The following is a 21751-nucleotide window of genomic DNA, read 5'->3' on the forward strand; positions in this document are numbered from 1 at the left end:
CCAGACTAAGACCCAAAACAGGTAAAAATCAGGATTGATATGCTCCGGCGGCGGGGGCTACCGGCAGCGCGGCGCCGGAAAGGTCCCGGGCCAGGCTCGCGCCCCCGTACCAGGCGGGGTTGAGCTTGACAGCACGGCCGAGCGCCGGGGAGCCGGGGCTCAGGCGCAGGTCCTGCCGGCTTCTGAAGCGGGGATCGGCCACGATCGACCTGGGGCCGAGCTTGAACTTGAGGGAACGGCCCTTGTAGACACCGGCGTCCTCATCGGCTCCCTTGCCGTCCTCGAAGCCCACCTGCCCGCCGACCACGATGACGTTGTTGCGCAGCTTCAGGATGTTCGGCGAGCAACCGTCGTGGCAGGCCCAGCCGAGGGTGCTGCGGGCGGACAGGTAGACCGAGTTGTGCACCGCGATGGTGCCCTTCACCGGCCCGACCACGTGGCGGGCGCCGCGCGTGACGAGGAAGGAGGTGCTCTTGCGCGAGGCGGTCACCACGTTGTGGGCGAAGACGTTGCCCTCGGCGGTCTTGCCCTTCTGCGCGCCCAGCTCGACGAAGGTCTTGTTCTCCCTGGCCACGTTGTGGGTGATCCGGTTGCGGTCGCCGTTGAACACCTCGACCGCGGCGCCGTCGGTGCCGTAGTCCTTGCTGCTCGAGTAGCTGCCGGTGATCAGGTTCCCGGTGACCAGGTTGTCGTCGCCGTTGAGCAGCACGCCGAAGGCGCCGGAGTCGTTGTCACCGCCCTCGTCGTTGACGCTCATGCGGTTGTTGTCGCTCAGCACGCTGTTCTTGACCACGTTGTACGCGCCGAGGAACTGGACCCCGGTGACGTTACGGTCGGCGATGATCCGGTCAAGCTCGTTGCGGCTGCCGCCGACCTCGAAACCGGCCCACCGGCAGTTGCTGGCCCGCACCCCCACCACCCGCACGTAGGAGCCCGAGATCACCACGCAGTCCTCGCCCCTGCCGCTGATCTTCGGGGCCGCACCCTTGCCGTAGGGCTCGACCAGGATGGGGCCGGCGGCGGTGCCCCGGCCGGACAACCTCAGCGCCCCCGGCCAGCCGCTGCCGCGCTTGAGACGCACGATGTCACCGGGACCCAGGGTGGCGGCGTTGACGTTGTCCAGGCTGCGCCAGGGCGCCGCAGCCGAGGTGCCCGCCGCGGCGTCGTCTCCCGCTTTGGAATCGACGTAGTACACGGTGCCCGCCGCCGCCACGGTGGCCTCGGGTAGTGCGACGAGCATGCCTCCCGCCAGGAAAGCCCCTGCCACCGGAGTGGCCCACCGTCTCGTCGAGTTCATTCTGCTACGCTCCATCGCCGTCACCATGGGTGTGTCAGGCGCAGATCTTCGCACAACCGGGGTTTGGTCAGCGATCCGTGAGGACAGACCCACAGCCAGCCGTTACCTCCGCTTCACTTACGTGCTCCTGGCAGGTCGGCGACGGCCTGGATCCCACCGCGGCCCAGCCGCCGGGAGGAGTGCCCGTCACAGTCGGGGGCGGAGTCGTCGCCCGGCCTCGTACCGGCCCGTGTGAGGGAGGCAAGCGCCCCGCCGGAAGGTGACCGGCGGGGCGTCGTCATGTCCGGCTCAGGCTGACCGGTCGCCCATCGTCAGGGGGCACACCGGAGTGATTTCCGGCGAGACGGCGAGCCCTGAGCAAGATTAAAGCCAGCTGCCCGTGGCCGCCGAGCAACTCGCCGAGCACCACGCCATCAGAGGACCTGCCGCAGGTCGCGCGCCGCATCGCCGGACGGCTCGGGAAGCACTACGCCGGGCCGGTGGATCCACCCTGAGCAGCGCGGCGGCGCGGCGATCCCACCTCCCGCGCCGCCGCGCCCCAACTTCCCGCAGGCGGTAGCGCACAACCAGGGGCCCGCCCGCACGCCCCCCTTAGCCGATACCCAGCCCGGGGAGGGGCCTGTCCGGGTGCTCGACCGCGATGCGGGCGTAGCGCTGGAAGGCCCCGGCGAGTTCGGCGGCCGTCTCGGGGGCGTACCCGTAGTGGTTGTAGACCACGGCGGCGAGCATGGAGCCGGCCCGCTGCTCCTCGACGATCAGCTCGGGAGCGCTGAGGTCGAGTTCGCCCGGGTTCGCCGCCCAGTCGAGCCCCTCCTGTTCGCGGGGGAAGGGGAACGCCTCCGACATCAGGCCGGGGAAGTGCGGGGCGCCGAAGCTCTCGTAGTGGATCCGCGACGGGAACGGCACCCGCAGCCTGGTCTCCAGGTAGGAGTGGAACTGGTGTGTCACCGCCCCCACCGACACCTCCCTGACCCGGTCCAGCAGCTCTGAGTAGGCGGGCTCTCCCGAGGCGTCGAAGCGCAGGACGAGCGACTGCACCAGGCAGCCGATCAGCGCCTCGTGCTCGGGAGCGGTACGGCCCGGCACGGGTGACATCACCACCAGATCCGTCATCCCCGTCCACTGGCGGAGCAGCCAGGTCCAGCAGGCCGCCACCGCCATGAACGTGGTCGCGCCCCGCGCCTGGGCCGTCTCCCGCAACCCGCGGGCCAGCCCCGCGTCGATCTCGAAGGCGTGCCTGCGCCGGGAGAACAGGGCGGTGTCCCGGCGGCCGGGGAACGGCGTGAGGTCGCGGGGGGCGCCGTCCAGGACCCGGTCCCAGTAGGCCCGGTTGCGCGGCCACTGCTCCCGGGCGAAGGCGCAGTGGTCGGCGAAGGTCACGGGCAGCGGGCGCAGCGGGCTGGGATGGCCGGTGCGCAGCGCCGAGTAGACGATGCCCAGTTCCCTGAGCATGACGCCCAGCGAGAACCCGTCGAAGGCGAAGTGGTGCACGGCGAGGACCAGCACGTGGTCGTCCTCGTCGACGCGCACCACCAGTGCCCGGACGAGCGGGCCGCGCAGCACACTGTCCAGACGCATGCGCTCGCGCCAGACGATCCGCTCGGCGTCGCGCTCGCGCTCCGACGGCGTGTCACCGGAGGCCGCGACCTCGGCGACCTCGGGAGGCAGCTCGTCCGCGACCAGGACCCGCCCCGACGCGGTGACGACGGTGCGCAGCGGCTCGTGCCGGGCGATCACCGCCTCCAGCGCCCGGGTGAGGAGCGACACGTCGAGGGCGTCCCGGATACGGATCGCGGTGGCGCAGGATCCTATGTCGCGGACCGGCTCGCTCTCGAACATCCAGTGCAGGAACTCCTCCTGCTGGGTGCTGAGCGCCGCTCCCCCGCCCGTCGCCGGAGCGGCGGCGGCCGGGGCGGCCGAGGCGCGGGCGTCGTCGATCCAGCGGGCCTGTCCTCCCAGTTCGGGCCGGTCGAAGGCCAGGGCCGGGGTGACGGGCACACCCAGGCGGTCGCCGATCAGGGAGGCCAACTGGGCGGCCCTGAAGGAGTCGCCGCCCAGCTCGAAGAAGTTGTCGCCCGGGGCGACCTCGGGGACACGGAGCACCTGACGCCACAGGGCGCCCAGCTCCGTCTCGGTGCTCTGCGCGGTCATTCTTCCTCCAGCCGGGTTCGGTCTCGGTACGGGGTCACGGTCTCCTCCAGTCGAGGATGCTGGGGCCGTGTGCGGCCAGGTCGCGCCGGACGGCCCGGATGAGGTCGGCGCACTCTTCGAGCGCGGGCACCGACAGGAGCAGGTCGGCGGCGGAAGGGTGGTTCCAGAGCAGGTCCTCCAGCAGGTAGCGCCAGTAGGCCGGGCGCAGCTCGGGGAACTGGCGCAGCTGGCGCTTCTGGTTCCAGGTGTGGTGGAACCGGTCGGCGTAGGAGGGCCCGTCCCACTCCTCGGTCTCCACGATCCAGAAGCGCTCGGTGACCGGGCGCGGGTCCACGCCGAGGGAGCGGGCGACCGCGGGGGCGATGCGCTGCTCGGCGAAGGTCTGGCGGACGATCGGGTCGGTGCTCGAAGGGCCCGCGTTACCGGTCATGAACGCCATCGCCGCCTCGGCGTACTCGGCGCGGTGCCGGTCGTCGAGGAAGACCGAGACGGCCATGTTCGCGGCCGGGGTGTCGAACGTCCAGCGGGACAGGTCCAGGCCCGCGAGATTGGGGATCTCCTCGATCGGCGGGTAGACGGAGTTGCCGACCGACTCCCAGTGCGCGAAGACGAACCCGCCGCGCTCCAGGTGGTCGATGGGGCGGCGCAGGTAGAGGTCGGTGTCGACCACGGCGAACGGCGCGGTCCGCGACAGGGCCGCGTGGCTCTTGCCCGCCGCGAAGTACAGGAGCGGATCGACGTCAAGGGCGTCCAGCTCGTCCAGGCGGGTGTCGACCCGGTCGTAGAGCGCGTCGAGCCCCTGCGCGGCGGCGTAGGAGGCTCCCAGCTCGTCGGTCACCAGCTCGACGCCTCCGTGGAAGGAGCGCCAGGCATGGACGCTGTGCACGCAGGTGAGGATCTCCTCGACCGGCAGGCCGTAGGGTCCGTTCTCCAGCGCCCGGTCCCGGTGGCGGCGGAGGCCGGCCCGGTACGGGCCGGTCCAGTTGACGTGGACTGCGGGGACGGTCAGGGACACTGGACCGGCTCCTTTCTCGTTGTTCTTCCGTCCGGGCCGGTCCTTTGGCTCAGGGCCTCGATACCGACGAGGTCGTCGGCCACGGCGTCCGGCACCTCGTCGTCGAAACGGGACAGCGCCCGGCTGCGCAGCGCGCCGGCCGCGATCAGCGCGACCAGCAGGCCGCACACGATGTACATGAACGCGATGCCGCGGCCCGGCCCCACCCCGATGACCGCGCCCGCCGTATCGGCCAGCAGGCCGCCCGGCAGGAACATCGGCTCCAGCAGGCGCTCGCCGAACGGCGCGATCAGGGCCACGCCGAGCGGGATCGTCGACAGCGCGACCATCTGGTTGAGCGCGAAGACCCGGCCGTGGAACCGCTGGGGCACCTTGACCTGGACGATGGTGGCGTAGACGCCGTTGACGAGCGCGAGCGAGCAGGACACCCCGAACGCACCGGCCCCGACGAACAGCAGCGACTCGTGCGCGCCGGTCACCAGACAGCAGGCCGCCAGCGCCAGCGTCCCCATGAGCACGCCGAACATCCGGCGGCGCGCCGGGCCGCCCCACACGCTCATGACCAGGCCGCCGGTCACCGCGCCCGCGCCGCCGAGCAGCGCGACGAACCCGGCGTCGCCGAGCGTCCCGAAGGAGAGCACCAGCGGCGAGAAGAGCAGGAACACCGGGGAGAGCACCAGGTTGAAGAGCGCGAAGAAGACCAGCATGGCCCGGAAGCCGGGCCGGCCCATCTGCAGCCGGAAGCCCCCGGCGATCTCCGCCGCGACGGACTCGTGGCGCTCGCCGGCCAGCGTCGCGGGGAAGGCGACGCAGAGCAGCACGATCACGCCCGCGACGTACCCGGCGACGTCGAGCACCAGGATGCCTCCCAGCCCGGTGAGCGCGAGCAGCCCCACCGCGCCGAGCGGCGCGATGAACTGCGCCACACCGGTGGTCGCCTGGACCACCCCGTTGGCGTGCCCGAGATAGCGTTTGGGGACCAGTTGCGGGATGGCCGAGACATAGGCCAGCCGTTGGAAGGTCAGCGCGACGGACAGGGCGGTGAGCAACGGGTACAGGTGCCAGACCGCCAGACCGCCGCTCCACACCAGGATGCCGGTGATCAGCTGCACGACGAGCGCCGCGACGTTGCCGCCGAGCATGACGGCCCGCCTGCTCGACCGGTCCACGATCGCTCCGGCCAGCGGGGCGACCAGGATTCCGGGGATCAGCGCGAGCACCTGGAGCACGGCGAACCGGGTGAGCGATCCGCCGTCCAGGTAGGTGGAGATGGGGATCGCGAACTCGGTGAGCGTGGCCCCCACGATGGTGACCAGCTGCCCGACCGCGATCGTCAGAAAGCGCGCCAGGCTCGGTTCGGGCGCCTCCCGGCCGTGCGGCCCGCCGGACCCGCCGGAGCGGCCTGGGCCACCCGGAACGCCGGGAGTGCCGGAACTGGCGGCGAGGCGCCAGGTGCCGCCGGTGGGCTCCGGCGGCCCCGCCCCCGGCACCGGAGGTTCCGCGAGGGCCGGGTGGACCGTGGTGACGATCTCGGCCAGTTCCCCGGCCCGGTACTTGAGGAAGTAGTGGCCGCCCTCGTCGAGCACGGCGAGGGCGGTACGGGACGACAGGAACCCCCACTCGGTGTAGCGCTCGCGGTGGAACTCGGTGCTGGGATCGCGCTCGCCGACCACCGAGATGATCGGTGCCCTCAGCGGTTCCGCCCCCTCCTCGACCAGCCGGGTGAAGTAGTCCTCCGCCTCGCGGGAGTCGTGCCGCATGTTGCGCACGACGAACGCCAGCTGCTCCTCGGTCAGCCCGGACAGGTCGGCGCCCATTCCGGTCAGCCAGTTCACCTGGCCCCGGTCGGCGCGCAGCCGTTCCAGCCGGGTCAGACGGGCCCAGCGGCCGAGCACACCGTGGGTGGGCCGGGCGAACGGGAACAGCCCGCCGAGGTAGACCGCCTCGAGCGGGCGTCCCGCGGCCTCCACCCGGCGGGCGATCTCGACGGTCAGCGCGCCGCCCACCCCGCAGTGGCCGTAGAGCACCAGCGGCCCGGACACCTTGGCCAGGATCTCGGTCACGCACTCGGCGGCGACCTCGGCCAGCGGGCGTGGTTCCTCGGCCAGCCCCAGGTCGTGGCCGGGCACCGCCACCGCGTGCAGCGCGCACCCGGCGGGCAGGGCGTCGGCGAGCGGCTGGTAGACCACCGCGCTGCCGCCGCCGTACGGCACGCACACCAGGGACAGCTCGGGTGTGGCGATCGGAGGTGTCAGCTCGTACAGCAGGCCGCGGGGCCCGCCGTCGTCCGACTCGACGAGGGCGGCCAGGGCTCGCGGGCTCGGATGGCCGAACAGGTCCATCACACTGACCGGCCGCATGCCGTCCAGGCTCCGGCGGAGCCTGGCGACCACCCGCACGGCGAGCAGCGAGTGCCCGCCCAGGTCGAAGAAGTCGTCCCCGGCGCCGACCCGCTCCACCCCGAGCACCTGTGCGAACGCCGCCGCGACGGCCTCCTCGACCATCCCGGAGGGCGGCTCGAACTCCCCGGTCCGATCCGGCCCGGCCGCCCCGGGGTCGGGAAGCGCGGCCCTGTCGACCTTGCCGTGCGACTTCAGCGGCAGCCGCTCCAGCCAGACGTAGCGGGTCGGCACCATGTAGTCGGGCAGCACGGCCCGCAGCCGCCCGCGCAGCTCGGCCACGCCCGGTCCCGAGGGGGCCTGACCGGCGCCCTCGGCCTCGGGGTCCCCGGATGTCCCCGCCGCGACCAGGTAGGCGACCAGTTCCAGTGCTCCGGGCCGGCCGCGGGCGTCCACCACCGCGTGGGCGACGCCGGGGAGGGCGCGGAGTGCCTCGTCGACCTCGCCCAGCTCGACCCGGTACCCGCGGATCTTGACCTGGAGGTCGCGGCGGCCCAGGAACTCCAGGTCGCCGCTGGGCAGCCTGCGGGCCAGGTCACCGGTGCGGTAGAGCCTGTCCCCCGGCCCGCCGTAGGGGTCGGGGACGAAGGCGGCGGCGGTCAGGTCCGGGCGGCCGAGATACCCGCGTGCCAGCCGGTCGCCACCGAGGCAGAGCTCACCGACCACGCCGATCGGCACCGGCCTGAGGCCGGCGTCCAGGACGTAGGCCCGGACATGGCCGAGCGGCCGCCCGATCGGGGTGATCGGCCCCCGGACGTCGTCCTCGGCCGCCACCTCGTACGTGGTCGCGCCGACGGTCGCCTCGGTGGGGCCGTAGTGGTTCACCACGCGGCAGACGCCGAGGGCGGCCAGTTCGCGGGTCCACTCCCAGACCGAGCCCTCGCCGCCGAGGATGAGCATGCGGCGGGGCAGGATCCGGCGCGGGTCGACCTCGGCGGTGAGCGCTCCCAGGTGCGAGGGAGTGATCTTCAGGTAGTCGATCCCCACCCGGTCCGCGTAGTCGGCGAGGTCCGGGCCGGAGATCCGCGACGGGACGAGATGCAGGCATCCACCCGTGGCCAGGGCCAGGTAGAAGATCGTGACTCCGAAGTCGAAGGAGAGCGACTGCAGCAGGGCGTACCGGGCGCCGTCCACGATCTCGAATCGCTCGCGCACGTCGGCGAGGTAGTTGAGGACCTGCCTGTGCTGCACGGCGACGCCCTTGGGCAGGCCGGTGGAGCCCGAGGTGTAGATCACGTAGGCCAGGTCGTCCGGTCCCGCTTCCGCGGGGTGCTGAGGATCCGCGGGGTTTCCCGGGTCCACGACCTCGCCCCCGTCGAGCAGGACCGTGACCCGGGCGCGGAGCAGATCGGCCAGCGCCGGAGCGGTCACCAGCACCGTCGTCCCCGAGTCGGAGACCAGGTGGGCGAGCCGGTCCGCGGGCTGCTCCGGGTCGAGCGGCAGGTAGGCGCCCCCCGCCTTGAGCACGGCCAGCACGGCCACCGCCAGGTCGGGCGAGTGTTCCAGGCAGACGGCGACGCGGTCGTCCCTGCCCACCCCGTGACCGCGCAGCACCCGGGCGAGCCGGTCGGCTCGGGAGTCGAGTTCACCGTAGGTCAGCTCGGTGGCGCCGAAGACGACCGCGACGGCCTCCGGCGAGCGGGCCGCGGCACGCTCCACGAGCCCGTGCAGGGTGGTGACCTCACCGGCGGCGCCCGGACGTGACGCCCTGCCGTTCCATCGTTCCAGGACCAGCTCGCGCTCGTCCTCGCCGAGCAGCTCCAGCTCCGACAGCCGGGTGTCCGGGGCACCGGTCGCGCAACGCAGGAGGTTCTCGAAGTGGGCGGCGAGCCGTTCGGCGGTGCCGGGTTCGAACAGGTCCGCGTTGTAGGAGAGGTGCGCCCGTAGCCCGTCGCCGTCGTGCCCGATCTCCAGGGAGAGGTCGAACTTGGACAGGGCGAAGCCGCCCTCGAACAGCTCGGTGGTGATCCCGGGCAGCGGTGGCCCCTCCTGGTCCCGGCCGTGCAGGACCAGCTGGGCCTGGAAGACCGGGGTGCGCGACAGGTCCCGGTCCACCCCGAGTTCGTTGACCAGGACGTCGAAGGGCGTGTCCTGGCGCTGGTACGCCTCCAGCGCGGTCGCGCGGGTACGGCGCAGCAGGTCGCGGAAGGTCGGGTCGCCCGACAGGTCGCCCCGCAGCACGAGCGTGTTGACGACGAAACCGATCATTCCCTCCAGCTCGGGCCGGTCCCTGGCCGCGACCGGGGTGCCCAGGCAGATGTCCTCCTGCCCGGTGTGGCGGGCCAGCAGTGCCTGGAAGGCGGCGGTGAGCGTCATGAACAGCGTGCAGCGCTCGCTCCTGGCCAGCCTGGCCACCTCGGCCGCCAGCGGCCCGGGGATGATCCGCGAGACGTAGGCGCCGCGCGCGGTCCTGATCCGGGGGCGCGGGCGGTCGGTGGGCAGCGCGAGAACCGGCGGATCGGCGAGCTTGGCCCGCCAGTACTTCAGGTCCTCCTCGGCGGGGGCCTCACGGCGGGCCGCGGCGTACTCGGCGTACTGCAGTGCGGGCGGCGGGAGCGGCGAGGGCAGCCCCGCGGCGAACGCCTCGTACAGGGCGGTCAGCTCGCCGCGGAGCACGCCCAGCGACCAGCCGTCCACCGCGATGTGGTGGACGACGAGGCAGAGCACGTGGTCGTCGGCGGCCAGCCGGATGAGGGCGGCGCGCAGCACCGGCCCTGCCGCCAGGTCGAACCCCCGGTTGGTCAGCTCGGCCACCAGCTCCCGCGCCCGCACGACCGGATCCGGCACGGTCTCACCGGACAGGTCGACCTGCTCCAGTCCTGGGCCGGACTCCTCGGCGACCTGGACCGGCCGGCCGTCCATGCTCGGGTAGCGGGTGCGCAGCACCTCGTGCCTGGCCACGACCTCGCCGAACGCGCGGGCCAGCGCCGCGGCGTCCAGCGGTCCGCGCAGCCGTTCCGAGACGTAGACGTTGTAGGCGGCGTCACCGGGGTTGAGCTGATCCAGGAACCAGAGCCGTTCCTGGCCGGGCGAGAGCGGGACGCCGTCGGCGCGGGCGGCGTCCCGCAGGTGGGTCGGCACGTGCTCAGCCCTCCCCGCGCAGGCGCTCGACCGCGGCGGCGACCGCCTGGATCGTGGGGTCGTCGTAGTAGACGTGGAGCGGTAGGTCGGCGCCCAGGCGCAGGCGGACCCGGGAGGCGATCTGGGTGATGGTGAGCGAGTGCCCGCCCAGCTCGAACAGGTCCTCCTCCGGGCCGACCCCCGCCGCCCCCAGCACCTCGCACCAGATCTCGTGGAGCTCGGCGGCCACGCCGCTGTAGGTGACCGGCACCGCCGAGCCCGCTTTCGCCTCCCGCTCTCCTCCCGTGCCGGGGGCGGGCAGCGCGGTCCGGTCGAGCTTGCCGTTCGCGGTGAGCGGCAGCGGGGACAGGCACACGAAGTCGCTCGGGACCATGTACGGCGGGAGCGTCCTCGCGCAGTGCTCCCGCAGGTCACCGGGGACGGCCTCGGCCTCCAGGTAGGCGATCAGCCGCCGCTCGCCCTTGTCGTCCTCCCGGGCGAGCACGGCCGCGCGGCGGATTCGAGGGTGTTCGAGCAGCCGGGCCTCGATCTCGCCCGGCTCGATGCGGTGGCCGCGGAGCTTGATCTGGTCGTCCAGCCGGCCGATGAACTCGATCAGGCCGTCGGCCCGCCTGAGCACCCGGTCGCCGGTGCGGTAGAGCCGCCCGGGGCCGAACGGGTCGTCCGCGAACCGATCCGCGGTCAGCTCGGGCCGGTTCCGGTAGCCGTCGGCGACGCCGTCGCCCGCGACGCAGAGCTCACCCGGCACCCCGATCGGGAGCAGGCCGAGCCGTTCGTCGAGCACATGGACCCGGGTATTGGCGAGCGGCTCGCCGATCGGCACCGCCGTGACGGGTTCGGTGATCTCCGCGCTCATCGACCAGATCGTCGTCTCGGTGGGCCCGTAGACGTTGATCAGACGGCCGGTCCTGCGCAGGATCTCACGGGCCAGCGGGGCGGGCAGTGCCTCCCCACCGGCCAGCGCCGTCACGTGCGGCAGGTCGAGCCCGGAGTCGAGCAGCATCCGCCAGCCGGACGGGGTGGCCTGCACGTGGGTCACGCCGCACCCGGCGATCCTGACGATTTCGCGCCCGTCCCTGACCACGTCGCCGGGGGCGATGACGACCCGGCCGCCGGTGACCAGCGGCAGGTAGAGCTCCAGCGCGGAGATGTCGAACGACAGCGAGGTCAGGGCGAGCCAGCCGTCCCCCCGGCGGGAACCGAGCCGGTCGCGCATGGCGAGCAGCAGGTTGGTCAGGGCTCGGTGCGGGATCTCCACGCCCTTCGGGCGCCCGGTGGAGCCGGAGGTGTAGATGACGTAGGCGAGATCCTCCGGCGACGGCCGGCCGAGACCGGCCGGCTCCTCCGGGCCGGCCTGGTCTTCGAGGACGAGGGTGGGGATCTCGAATCCGGACAGGCGGTCCCGTGTCGCGAGATCGGTCAGGAGCAGCCCGGCGCCGGAGTCCTCCAGCACGAAACGGAGCCGCTCCTCGGGGTGTCCGGGGTCGAGCGGCAGGTAGGCTCCCCCGGCCCGCGCCACGGCCAGCAGCCCGACCAGGGTCGCCGGTGAGCGCTCGGCGCAGATCGCGACCAGCGCCCCCGGGCCCACCCCCTCGGCGCGCAGCCGCCCGGCCAGGCGGTCCACGGCCGCGCGGAGCTCCGCGTAGGTCATCGAGTCCGTGCCGCACTCGACGGCCGTGGCGTCCGGGGTACGGGCCGCCTGCACGGCCACCAGCTCGGGCAGGGTGAGCTCGGGGTAGTCGATCGTGGTGTCGTTCCAGCCCGACAGCAGCAGTCCGGTCTCCTCCGCGCCGAGCAGCGGCAGCCCGGCCAGGGGCGCGTCCGGTTCGGCCGCCGCCGCGGCGAGCAGCGTCCGCCAGTGGGCGGCGACCCGCTCGGCGTCGTCGCGGCCCATGGCCCCCGGGTCGTACTGGAGGACGACGCCGAACCGGTCCGGCCCGTCCACGATGTGCACGCGCATGGCGCCGCGGACCGTGTGGTTGAAGAGCGCCCACTCCACGTGGGCGTCCACGCCGAAGAAGGCGGGCGCGGCCTCGCGCCTGCGGTAGCCGAGCGAGACCGGCGCGAGCGAGACGCCGGGCCGTACGCCGCTGACCGCCCGCGACAGCGGCACCTCCCTGACCCGGTAGAGGCCACGCAGATCGGAGCGGAGCCCGTAGCCGAACCGCTGATCGGCGACGAACCGGCGGAAACTCCAGTCCGGCTGGAGCCTGGCCGTGACGGGCAACTCGTTGACGAAGGCGCCGAGGTGGTGGCGGGTCTCCGGCGATCGGGTGCCCAGATCGACCGCGACGGTCGGCTCGGCGTTGCCGTACCGGTACAGGAGCGCGTGCAGCGAGGCGAGCACGATCTCGAACCTGCTGGCACCGATCTCCTCCGACAGCCGGGTCAGTGCCTCCCGTGCCTCGTCCGCCAGTGCGAACTCCACGGCGGCGCCCTCGGCCGCACCCTCGGCCACTGGGGCCGCCTCCCCCGCCGGTCCCGGCAGGATCACCTCCGCCGGTTGGCGCCACCGCGAGTTCCAGAACTCCCTGGCGAAGGAGAGCCCGGCTTCGACGCGCCCGGTGCCCGGCTCCTCGTGGCGCAGCTCGGGCAGGTCCGCGGAGGTTCCGGTGACCTCGGCCCGGTAGAGCTCGGCGAGGTCGTGCAGGAGCACCGAGGTGGACTCGCCGTCGAAGACGACGTGGTGTGCCACGACCAGCAGCGTCGCCCGCCCGGCGCCCTCCCGGTACAGGACCGTCCGCGCCAGGGGTCCGGCGGCCAGGTCGAAGGGGTGCAGGATCTCGGCTCGTACCAGTTCCGCGAGCCGTTCCCGCGGGGTGTCCACCACGCACAGCCCGGGTGGGACGGCGGGTACCAGGTAGGGCACGCCCTGCCGCTCCTCGACCGCGCGGGCCAGCACGGGATGGCGGGCGACGAGCCCCTCCCAGGCGGCGGCCAGGGCGTCCGCGTCGAGGGGGCCGTCGAAGGTGACGGAGAACGGCATCGTGTAGACGGTCCCGATGCCGCCCAGCCGTTCGTTGAACCATATTCCCTGCTGGGCGAGCGAGGCCCGAACGGGTGCGGAGACGATCTCGGACGTCACTGGCATCACTTCCGATCTCAGATGAGGGCTCGGCGAAGAGAGCTCATCAGGGGGAGTCAGGGGTCGATCAGGGAGCGAGAAGGTCGCACAGGCGCTGGAACCCCCGGCCGAGGTCATCGGCGACGGGCCCCGCGCAGACGCCGGACATGGATCCGTCCGGCTGTTCGGTGAGGGTGAGGGACGGCCCGCCGTCGGCGGGCGGAGCCGCGGGCAGCGGGTACGGTTCGGACTTCAGGCCGGGCAGGTACGGCTCAGGGCGGAAGCCCTCGAAACGGAACCGGCCGGCGTGCCCCGCTGTTTCCGGCACCGCTTCGGCGAGGCCGATCAGCGCGGCGGGATCGACGAGGTCGCCGGGGTCGCCGGGGATCGTGATCCGGACGGGCACGTCCAGCGCGAGCGGGCCGACCAGGGTGGCGTGGGCGGGTTCCGAGCGCCCCGGCTCGCGCACGAGCACCGTCGGCTCAGACAGGCCCCCGGCCCGCGACAGCGCGGCCGCCCAGCAGGCCAGGGCCACCTCGGCGGGTGCCACCCAGCGGGCCCGCGCCACCTGCCGCAGCCGCCCGGCCGTCTCAGGCGGCAGGCCGAAGCCGTATGCCCCGGCGACACCGGCCGGGAGGTGCGGGGGCGGCGACACCGGCCGGGACGGGGGGACGCCCGTGGCCGGGGGGCGGGTGGCGGCCCAGCCGGAGTAGCTCGCGGTGGCCGGCGGGGCCGGTGCCGTACGCCCCGCGAGAGCGGCGGCGTAGGCGGTGCCGAGTTCGTACAGGACCGTCTCCAGTGACCAGTCGTCACAGGCCAGCGCGGAGGCGCAGAGCACCAGCAGGGACCCGCCGGGGGTGGGGTCGGTCAGGATCGTCCTGAGCAGCGGCCCCCGTTCGAGGTCGAACCCCCGGGACAGCTCGTACTCGACGGCGGCCTCCACCGGGACGCGGACGAGTTCGGGCTCCGCCTCCGGCGCTATCTCGGCGACGCGGACGCCGTCCAGCACGGGGAAGGTGAGCCTCAGTGCCTCGTGGGCGGCGGCGACCTCGCGGAGCGCCCTGCGCAGGATCCCCGGGTCGACGGTGTCGCGCACCCGCATCGCCACCCGGACCGTCTCCCCGTGGGCCGGCGGTCCGGCCTGCCCCGCGGTCAGCGGGACTCGGCGGCCCCGCGCGGTGAACAGCTCGCGGACCCCGGACTTCAGGATCTTCCCGAGGTCGTTGCGGGGGAACTCCTCGACCGGCACGATCCTGGTCGGCAGCTCGTGGCGGGCCAGCCGCCCGGACAGGAAGTCGCGGATCTCGTCCACCGGCACCGGGTAGGCCAGCCGTACGGCGGCGGCGGGCAGCGCGCCCATCACGGGGTGGGGGACGCCGACGACGGCGGCCTCCGCCACCGCCGGGTGCTCGTGCAGTACCGCCTCGATCCGCACGGTCGAGACCTTCAGGGCACCCGACTTGATGACGTCCGTCTCCCTGTCGGACAGGTAGAGGTAGCCGTCGGCGTCGAGGTGGCCTACGTCGCCCATCCGGACCCAGCCGTCGCGGAAGACCAGCGCGCTGCCATCGGGGTCGCCCACGTAGGAACGCGGCGGCGCCGGGGAGCGGAGCCAGACCTCTCCCGTCTCGCCCGGAGGCGGCATCTCCCCGTTCTCACCGAGGATGCGCAGGTCACCGGGGTCGGTGGCGCGGCCCAGGGAGGTGGGCCTGGCGGGGTCGACGATCATGGTGGTCTGGGCGGGGACCGCCTCGGTCGAGGTGTAGTAGTTGACCAGCGTCGCCCCCGGGAAGGCGACGGCCAGGTCCTGGGCGACGGACGGGGGCAGCGCGGCGGCCGAGGAACTGAGCAGCAGCACCCCGGACAGGTCGTGTCTGCGGTGGGCACCGGAACCGAGCAGTTCGATGGCCATGGACGGGACGAGGAAGACGGTGCCCACCCGGTGGGCCTCGATGAGGCGGCAGAACTCCTCGGGCTCGAATCCGGGCAGGGTGAGCGCGGCCGGGTGGGCGGTGAGGGCGTCCATCAGCATCATCTGCGCGGCGTTCGTCCCGATGGGGAAGGCGTGCAGGAAGCGCTCGGAGTGGGCGTAGGCCCGGCGGCGAGGACGTAGCGGGCGGCCGTGGGTCAGGTTGGCGTGGGTGGCGCCGACGCCCTTGGGGATGCCGGTCGTGCCGGAGGTGTAGATGATCTGGGCGAGGTCGCCCGGCCGCGCCTCGACGCCGCCGACCGGCGAGCCGTCGCCGCTGTCCGGCACCGGTGACCACCACCGCCCGGGGTCCTCCAGGGCAGGTGCGGGAGCCTCTCGCCCGTGCAGCACCCCCGTGGCGTCGCAACGCCGCAGGGTGTCGCGTAACTCGTGGTCGCCGAGGCGGGCGGAGAGCGGCACCGCCACGCCGCCGGCCTTGAGCACGGCGCAGAAGGCGACGGCGAAGGCGGGCCACTCGTCCCCGCCGAACAGCAGGCCGACGCGGTCTCCGGGACGGAGCCCGCGCGCGAACAGGTCGCGGGCGGCGGCGTTGGAACGCCGTTCCCACTGGCCGAAGGTCAGGTCGCCCGATCCGTCGCCGGGCTCACCGGCGACGAGGGCGGGGCGGTCGGGATCGGTCTCCGCCCGTGCTGCGAGCAGCCGGGGAACGGTGGGCGGAGCCGGGTCGTGCACACTCATGCCGGCCTCCTGGGCGCTCGGGATCGCTGGATCGAACGGGAGTGAGGGTCCGGACCGTGAGCGGTCCGGATGGTGCACATGCCGGGGAGAGGGACCGGCGGTGATGCCGGTCCCCTTGATGAGAGGGGAAGGGGTGGATTCGAGCGACGGGGAGGGATCAGGGGAGAAAGGTCGTCACCGGAGCACCTTGGGGCCGGATCCCGTCGATCCCCTGACGATGAACTCGGGCTGGAAGATCAGTTCGGAGTGCTGTCCCGGTGTGCCTGCGACGGCCTCCAGCAGGGTGTGGACGGCGGCGGTCACCATCGACTGGACCGGCTGGCGCACGGTGGTCAGCGGCGGGTCGGTGAACGCGATCAGCGGCGAGTCGTCGAACCCCACCACCGACACCTCCCCCGGCACCGAGAGCCCCCGGTCCCGGCAGGCCCGGATCGCCCCCAGCGCCATCAGGTCCGACGCGCACACGATCCCCGTGCAACCGCGCTCAAGCAGTTGCGCCCCCGCCGCCTGCCCGCCCTCCACGGAGAACAACGAATGCGAGATCAGCTCGTCGACCTCCGTCGCCCCCAGCAGCTGCGCCATCGCCCGCCGGTACCCCTCGATCTTCCTGATCACCGGCACGAACCGGCTGGGGCCGACGGCCAGGCCGATCCGCTCGTGTCCCAGGTCGACCAGGTGCTGAACGGCCAGCCGCGCCGCGGCCCGGTCGTCGGGTGAGATGAAGGGGGCGGGGACGTCGGCGGCGTGCCCGTTGAGCAGGACGATGGGCACGCCCTGCCCGATCAGCTGGGTGTAGCGGTCCGAACGCGCGGTGACGTCGGCGTGCAGCCCGGAGACGAAGATGATGCCGCTGACCCCGCGCTCCACGAGCAGCTCGGTGAACTCGTCCTCGACCGCGCCGCCGGGCAGCTGGGTGCAGAGCACCGGGGTGTAACCGTACTGGGTCAATGTCTTCTCGAACGCCTGGGCGAACGCCGGGAAGATCGGGTTGTCCAGTTCCGGGGTGACCAGGCCGATCAGCCCGTTGCTGCGCTGGCGCAACCGCTGCGGACGCTCGTACCCCATGACGTCCAGCGCGGCCAGCACCGAGCGCCGGGTGACGCCGGAGACCCCCGGCTTGCCGTTGAGCACCCGGCTGACCGTTGCCTCGCTGACCCCGGCCTGCGCGGCGATGTCGGTCAGCCGGGCGGTGCCGTTGCCGAGCGGGCCGACGGCACTAGGCGTCATCACGTTGCCACCAGACGGCGGAGTCGGGTGCGAGGCACGCGACGCCGCCCTGGACGACCGGCTCGGCACTGGCCAGCAGGACCCGCCCGGGAGCGGGCAGCTCCACCGGGGCGCCGGTGAGGTTGACGGTGCAGGTGAAGCCGGCGTCGCGGGTGAAGGCCAGCGTTCCCTCCGGGGAGTCGAGCCAGGCCAGCGGAGTGTCACCGAAGGCCCTCCGCTCGCGCCTGATCCGGAGCGCGTCGCGGTACAGGTTCAGCGTGGAGAGCGGCTCCTCCAGCTGGGACTCGACGCTGAGCGGGCCCCAGGAGGACGGTATGGGGAGCCACGTCCCGTTGACGCCCGACAGGCTGAAGCCGAAGTGCGGCTCGCCGTCGGACCAGGGGAGCGGCACCCGGCAGCCGTCACGGCCGTCGTTGGGGTTGCGGAGCCGCTGCGGGTCGCGCAGGAACTCCTCGGGCAGGTCGAGGACCTCGGGAAGGCCGAGCTCCTCACCCTGGTAGACGTAGGCCGAACCGGGCAGGGAGAGCGTCAGCAGGGCCGCGGCGCGGGAGCGGCGCAGGCCAACCTCGCCGCCGCCGTACCGGGTGAGGTGGCGCTTGACGTCGTGGTTGGAGAGCACCCAGGTGCTGGGCGCGCCGACCAGCCCGGCGGTCGCCAGCGACTCCTCGATGACCGCCCGGAACCCCTCCGCCTCCCAGGGGGTGTTGAGGAAGTGGAAGTTGAACGCCTGGTGCAGTTCGTCGGGGCGGACGTAGTTGGCCAGCCGCTGCGGGGACGGTGCCCACGCCTCGGCGACGCCGATCCGCTCCCCGGGGTAGGAGTCGAGCAGCCTGCGCCAGGCGCGGTGGATCTCGTGCACGCCGTCCTGGTCGAAGAACGGCACCACGTCGGCGCCGATCATCCGGATCTGGTCACTGTGCCCGATGTCGGGCAGTCCTTCGGCCTTGACCATGCCGTGGGCGACGTCGATACGGAAGCCGTCGACCCCCAGGTCGAGCCAGAACCGCAGGATCGACTCGAACTCCGCGTGAACCTCGGGGTTCTCCCAGTTCAGGTCGGGCTGCTCGGGTGCGAACAGGTGGAGGTACCACTCGCCGTCCGGCAGCCGGGTCCACGCGGAGCCGCCGAAGACCGACTCCCAGTCGTTGGGCGGCAGCTCTCCGGCCGCGCCCCGGCCCTGGCGGAAGATGTAACGCTCACGCGCGGGGGCTCCCGGACCCGCCGCCACCGCCTCCGCGAACCAGACGTGCTGGTCGGAGGTGTGGTTGGGCACCACGTCCACGATGATCCGCAGGCCATGGTCGTGCGCGTCGTCGATCAGCGCCCTGGCGTCGTCCAGCGAGCCGAAGATCGGGTCCACGTCCCGGTAGTCGGCCACGTCGTAGCCGAAGTCGGCCATCGGCGAGGTGAAGAACGGGGTGAGCCAGATCGCGTCGACCCCGAGGTCCGCCAGGTACGGGAGCCTGCCGCGCGCGCCGAGCAGGTCACCCACACCGTCGCCGTTGCCGTCGGCGAAGCTGCGCACGTAGACCTGGTAGATAACCGCGTCGCGCCACCATCGGGTGGCGGTCCCGGCAGCACGGTCCGCGTAGACAAGCTCGGTCATGTTAAATCCCCCGATCAGGTGACATGTCAGGACGTGATAGCACGGTGGTGTTACGACTTCGTGGCACCGGCGGTAAGCCCGGCGACCAGGTGTCGCTGGACGAGCAGGAAGACGATCGCCGCGGGCACCGCGATCAGCACCGCCGAGGCGGTGAGCAGGCCCCAGTCGGACCAGTGCTGGCCGACGAACTGCTGAAGGCCGATGCCGAGCGTGCGCTTCTCCTCCTGCGACATGAACACGGTGGCGTAGGCCACCTCGCCCCAGGCGGTCATGAAGGAGTAGAAGGCGGTGACCGCCAGGCTGGGCCTGGCCAGCGGCAGGATGACCCGCCAGAACGTGCCGAACGGGGTCAGGCCGTCGACCATTCCGGCCTGGTCGATCTCGCGCGGAATGGAGTCGAAGTAGCTCTTCATCATCCACGCGCAGAACGGCACCGCCACGGTCATGTAGGCGATGACCAGCCCGGCGATCTGGTTGAGCAGCCCGAGGCCCGCCATCAGGTTGTAGAGCGGGACGATCAGGATCGCCACCGGGAACATCTGGGTGACCAGCAGCGTCCACATCACCCCGCGGTGGCCAGGGAAGCGGAAGCGGCTGATCGCGTACCCGGTCGTCGAGGCCAGGAAGACGCCGATGACCGTGGTCAGCCCGGCGACGATCACCGAGTTGAGCAGCCAGGTCGGGAACTGCGTCTCGGTCAGCACTCGGACGTAGTTGTCCAGCGAGGGCTGGTTGAAGATCTCCAGCTCGCTGGAGAGCCAGCCGTCGCGCGGCTTGAGCGAGGTCAGGACCAGCCAGACGATCGGGAACAGCGAGACGGCGACCGCGGCGAGCAGGGTCCCGTGCAGCAGGATCGACTTTCCCGTGCTGCGTTCCCCGCGGCTGCGGGCACGCCCGGCACGGGCCGCACCGGTGGTGGTGGTGACGGTGCTCACCAGACCTCCCCTTGCTTGCGCAGCGAGCGCCGGTAGACCACGGCCAGCACGACGAGGAGCAGCAGGACGATGACTCCCCAGGCCGCGGAGTTGGAGTAGTTGCGGACCCCGGTGAACGCCTCACGGAAGGCGTAGGTGACCAGGATCTCGGTGGAGCTGCCCGGCCCTCCCCCGCTGATCAGGTAGATCACCGGGAACATGTTGAAGGTCCAGATCGTGCCCAGCAGGACGACGGTGCTCGACACGGTGCGCAGGCCGGGGAGGGTGATGAAGCGGAAGCGCTGCCAGGGGGTTGCGCCGTCCACCTCCGCCGCCTCGTAGAGCTCACCGGGGATCGACTGGAGCCCGCCCAGCACGGCGACCATCATGAACGGCACGCCCATCCAGACGTTGACCGCGATGACCGCGATCTTCGCCGTGGTCGGGTCGTCGAGCCAGCCGACCGCGCCGAGGCCGGCGGCCTTGAGCATCGCGTTGATCACGCCGAAGTCGCTGTTGTAGAGGTAGCGCCAGATGAACGCGGAGACGAACCCGGGGATCGCCCACGGCAGGATGAGCAGCAGCCGGTAGGCCGAGCGGAACTTGACCCTGCGGTTGAGCAGCAGCGCCAGGCCCAGGCCCAGGCCGTAGTGGAGCGAGACGCAGGCGACGGTCCACACGACGGTCCAGGTCAGCTTCTCCCAGAACAGGCCGCTGGTCAGGATCGCGATGTAGTTGTCGAGCCCGACGAACTCGTAGGTCGAGGGGATGACGTTGACGCCGATCGTGCGGCCGATGTTGGCCTCGGTCGCGTCGGTCAGGGACAGGTAGACGCCTCGGGCCAGCGGCCAGCCGATCAGCAGGCCGGTGACCAGGATCACCGGGGCGACCATGGCCCAGGCGTACCAGTGCCTGCCCACCGCTCGCCGGAACGGGCCGGTGCCCTGGTGGCGGCCCTGGCCGTGCTGTTCACACGTCCAGTCGAGAGCGCCACGGATCAGCTCCAGTCCTTGAAGATGCCGCGGTACTGGTCGTCCACCTTCTTGAGCATGTCCTCGGGGGTCGTCTTGCCGCCGACCAACGACTGGTAGCCCTCAAGGAGCGGCTGGAAGAGCTGGCCGCCCTCGGGGATCCACGGCCGCGCGGTCGCGGTCTCCATGATGGGCTTGAAGACGGCGACGTCCTTGTTGGCCTGCACGTCGGGGTTGTCATAGGCGGAGACGCGGGTCGGCAGGAGGCTGATCTCCTTGGCGACCTTGGCCTGGGCCTCCGGGGTGCTCATGAAGCGGACGAACTCGTAGGAGGCGTCAATGTTCTTGGAACCGGCGTAGATCGCCAGGTTCCAGCCGCCGGTGGGGGCGCCGGCCTTGACCGAACCCGCCGGGACGGGGGCGATGCCCAGGTTCTCCTTGTCCTTGAACTCCTTGCCCTGGTAGATCTCCGACAGCGCCCACGGGCCGTTGTAGATCATCGCGGCCTTGCCGTCCTTGAGGGCGGTCATCGCGTTGGCGTAGCTGTCCTGGATCGCGGGCTTGGGCGCGGCTCCGGAGGTGACCAGGTCGGCCACCGAGGCCATCGCCTTCACGTTGGCCGGGGAGTTGACGGTGATCTTCTTGCTCTGCACATCGAGGAGGTCACCGCCCTCGCCGTACATGAAGGGCAGCAGGAAGTAGGAGTCGACGTTGAGCGCGAGGCCGTTGACCCCGGTCTTCTCCTTGACGTCGAGCGCGGCCTGCTTGAGCTCCTCGACGGTGGCGGGGGCCTTCTCGTGGCCGGCCTCCGCCAGGAGCCGCTTGTTGTAGATGAGCGCGAGGGTGTCGGTGACCTGCGGGACCGCGTACGTCTTGCCGTTGTACTTGGTGCTGCTCAGCGGACCGGCCAGGAAGTCGGACTCGTTCTCCACGGCGCGGCTGCCGTCCAGCGGCTGCAGGTAGCCCAGGGAGGCGAACTGGGAGGTCCAGGCGACCTCCGAGCGGATGACGTCCGGGGCCCCCGTGCCCGCCTGCGCCGCGGTCTGGAACTGGTTCTGCGCCTGGTCCGAGGGGACGTTGACGTACTTGACCTTGATGTTCGGATATTTCGCCTGGAACTCCTTGATGAGCGCCTGGAACGTCGGACCCTCGCTGTCCGGCCGGACGGTGTCCCACCAGGTGATCTCGCCGCTGATCTTCGACGGGTCCGTCGCCGCGGGCTGGGCGGGGGCCGCCGTGCCGGCGTCACCGCCACCGCAGGCGGAGACCGCCAGGGCGAGGGCCGCGACGATCGTCGCAGCCGAGAAGGCTCGCCGCATGTGTTTCTCCTCAGGTTCAAGGGGGCCGGCCAGGGGCTG

11 protein-coding genes are annotated in these 21751 nt (G+C 72.2%); all 11 read right to left on the bottom strand.

What is annotated here, in order from left to right; genetic code table 11:
• Positions 1-28 precede the first annotated feature (28 nt).
• A complete protein-coding gene (locus ACQP0P_RS29015) occupies positions 29-1297 on the bottom strand; it encodes a hypothetical protein (protein ID WP_433360217.1) in 1269 nt (422 codons plus the stop codon).
• A 591-nt stretch (positions 1298-1888) separates the two neighbouring features.
• Positions 1889-3448 (bottom strand): condensation domain-containing protein, encoded by a 1560-nt coding sequence (locus ACQP0P_RS29020; RefSeq protein ID WP_433360220.1) that lies wholly within the window; start codon positions 3446-3448, stop codon positions 1889-1891.
• A 34-nt stretch (positions 3449-3482) separates the two neighbouring features.
• Positions 3483-4463: a hypothetical protein gene (locus ACQP0P_RS29025; protein ID WP_433360223.1), complete on the bottom strand. Its 981-nt coding sequence runs from the start codon at positions 4461-4463 to the stop codon at positions 3483-3485.
• Positions 4454-9943 carry an amino acid adenylation domain-containing protein gene (locus tag ACQP0P_RS29030; protein WP_433360226.1) on the bottom strand — a complete coding sequence of 1830 codons (5490 nt, stop codon included), beginning with the start codon at positions 9941-9943 and terminating at the stop codon, positions 4454-4456. The genes ACQP0P_RS29025 and ACQP0P_RS29030 overlap by 10 nt, the downstream gene beginning before the upstream one ends.
• A gap of 4 nt (positions 9944-9947) precedes the next feature.
• Positions 9948-13034 (bottom strand): non-ribosomal peptide synthetase, encoded by a 3087-nt coding sequence (locus ACQP0P_RS29035; protein ID WP_433360229.1) that lies wholly within the window; start codon positions 13032-13034, stop codon positions 9948-9950.
• Positions 13035-13095: 61 nt separating this feature from the next.
• On the bottom strand, positions 13096-15675 hold the full coding sequence (locus ACQP0P_RS29040; RefSeq protein ID WP_433360232.1) for an AMP-binding protein: 2580 nt from the start codon (positions 15673-15675) through the stop codon (positions 13096-13098).
• A 174-nt stretch (positions 15676-15849) separates the two neighbouring features.
• Positions 15850-16902, bottom strand: coding sequence for a LacI family DNA-binding transcriptional regulator (locus ACQP0P_RS29045; RefSeq protein WP_433382165.1), 1053 nt, complete (start codon positions 16900-16902; stop codon positions 15850-15852).
• Positions 16892-18508 carry a glycoside hydrolase family 13 protein gene (locus ACQP0P_RS29050; protein ID WP_433360235.1) on the bottom strand — a complete coding sequence of 539 codons (1617 nt, stop codon included), beginning with the start codon at positions 18506-18508 and terminating at the stop codon, positions 16892-16894. Before ACQP0P_RS29050 ends, ACQP0P_RS29045 begins: the two co-directional genes overlap by 11 nt.
• A gap of 50 nt (positions 18509-18558) precedes the next feature.
• Entirely contained in the window at positions 18559-19443 is an 885-nt protein-coding gene (locus ACQP0P_RS29055; protein WP_433360237.1) for a sugar ABC transporter permease, read from the bottom strand.
• Positions 19440-20342 (bottom strand): carbohydrate ABC transporter permease, encoded by a 903-nt coding sequence (locus ACQP0P_RS29060; RefSeq protein WP_433360240.1) that lies wholly within the window; start codon positions 20340-20342, stop codon positions 19440-19442. Before ACQP0P_RS29060 ends, ACQP0P_RS29055 begins: the two co-directional genes overlap by 4 nt.
• A 77-nt stretch (positions 20343-20419) precedes the next feature.
• Entirely contained in the window at positions 20420-21712 is a 1293-nt protein-coding gene (locus ACQP0P_RS29065) for an extracellular solute-binding protein (protein WP_433360243.1), read from the bottom strand.
• Positions 21713-21751 lie beyond the last annotated feature (39 nt).

This window comes from Streptosporangium sp. CA-115845, from assembly GCF_050943795.1.
Taxonomy (GTDB): domain Bacteria; phylum Actinomycetota; class Actinomycetes; order Streptosporangiales; family Streptosporangiaceae; genus Streptosporangium.

What these genes read in the sequence shown, in the direction of transcription:
- ACQP0P_RS29015 (WP_433360217.1), bottom strand. Translation starts at nt 1,297, where the DNA reads ATGAACTCGACGAGACGGTGGGCCACTCCGGTGGCAGGGGCTTTCCTG.
- ACQP0P_RS29020 (WP_433360220.1), bottom strand. Translation starts at nt 3,448, where the DNA reads ATGACCGCGCAGAGCACCGAGACGGAGCTGGGCGCCCTGTGGCGTCAG.
- ACQP0P_RS29035 (WP_433360229.1), bottom strand. Translation starts at nt 13,034, where the DNA reads ATGCCAGTGACGTCCGAGATCGTCTCCGCACCCGTTCGGGCCTCGCTC.
- ACQP0P_RS29040 (WP_433360232.1), bottom strand. Translation starts at nt 15,675, where the DNA reads ATGAGTGTGCACGACCCGGCTCCGCCCACCGTTCCCCGGCTGCTCGCA.
- ACQP0P_RS29045 (WP_433382165.1), bottom strand. Translation starts at nt 16,902, where the DNA reads ATGACGCCTAGTGCCGTCGGCCCGCTCGGCAACGGCACCGCCCGGCTG.
- ACQP0P_RS29050 (WP_433360235.1), bottom strand. Translation starts at nt 18,508, where the DNA reads ATGACCGAGCTTGTCTACGCGGACCGTGCTGCCGGGACCGCCACCCGA.
- ACQP0P_RS29065 (WP_433360243.1), bottom strand. Translation starts at nt 21,712, where the DNA reads ATGCGGCGAGCCTTCTCGGCTGCGACGATCGTCGCGGCCCTCGCCCTG.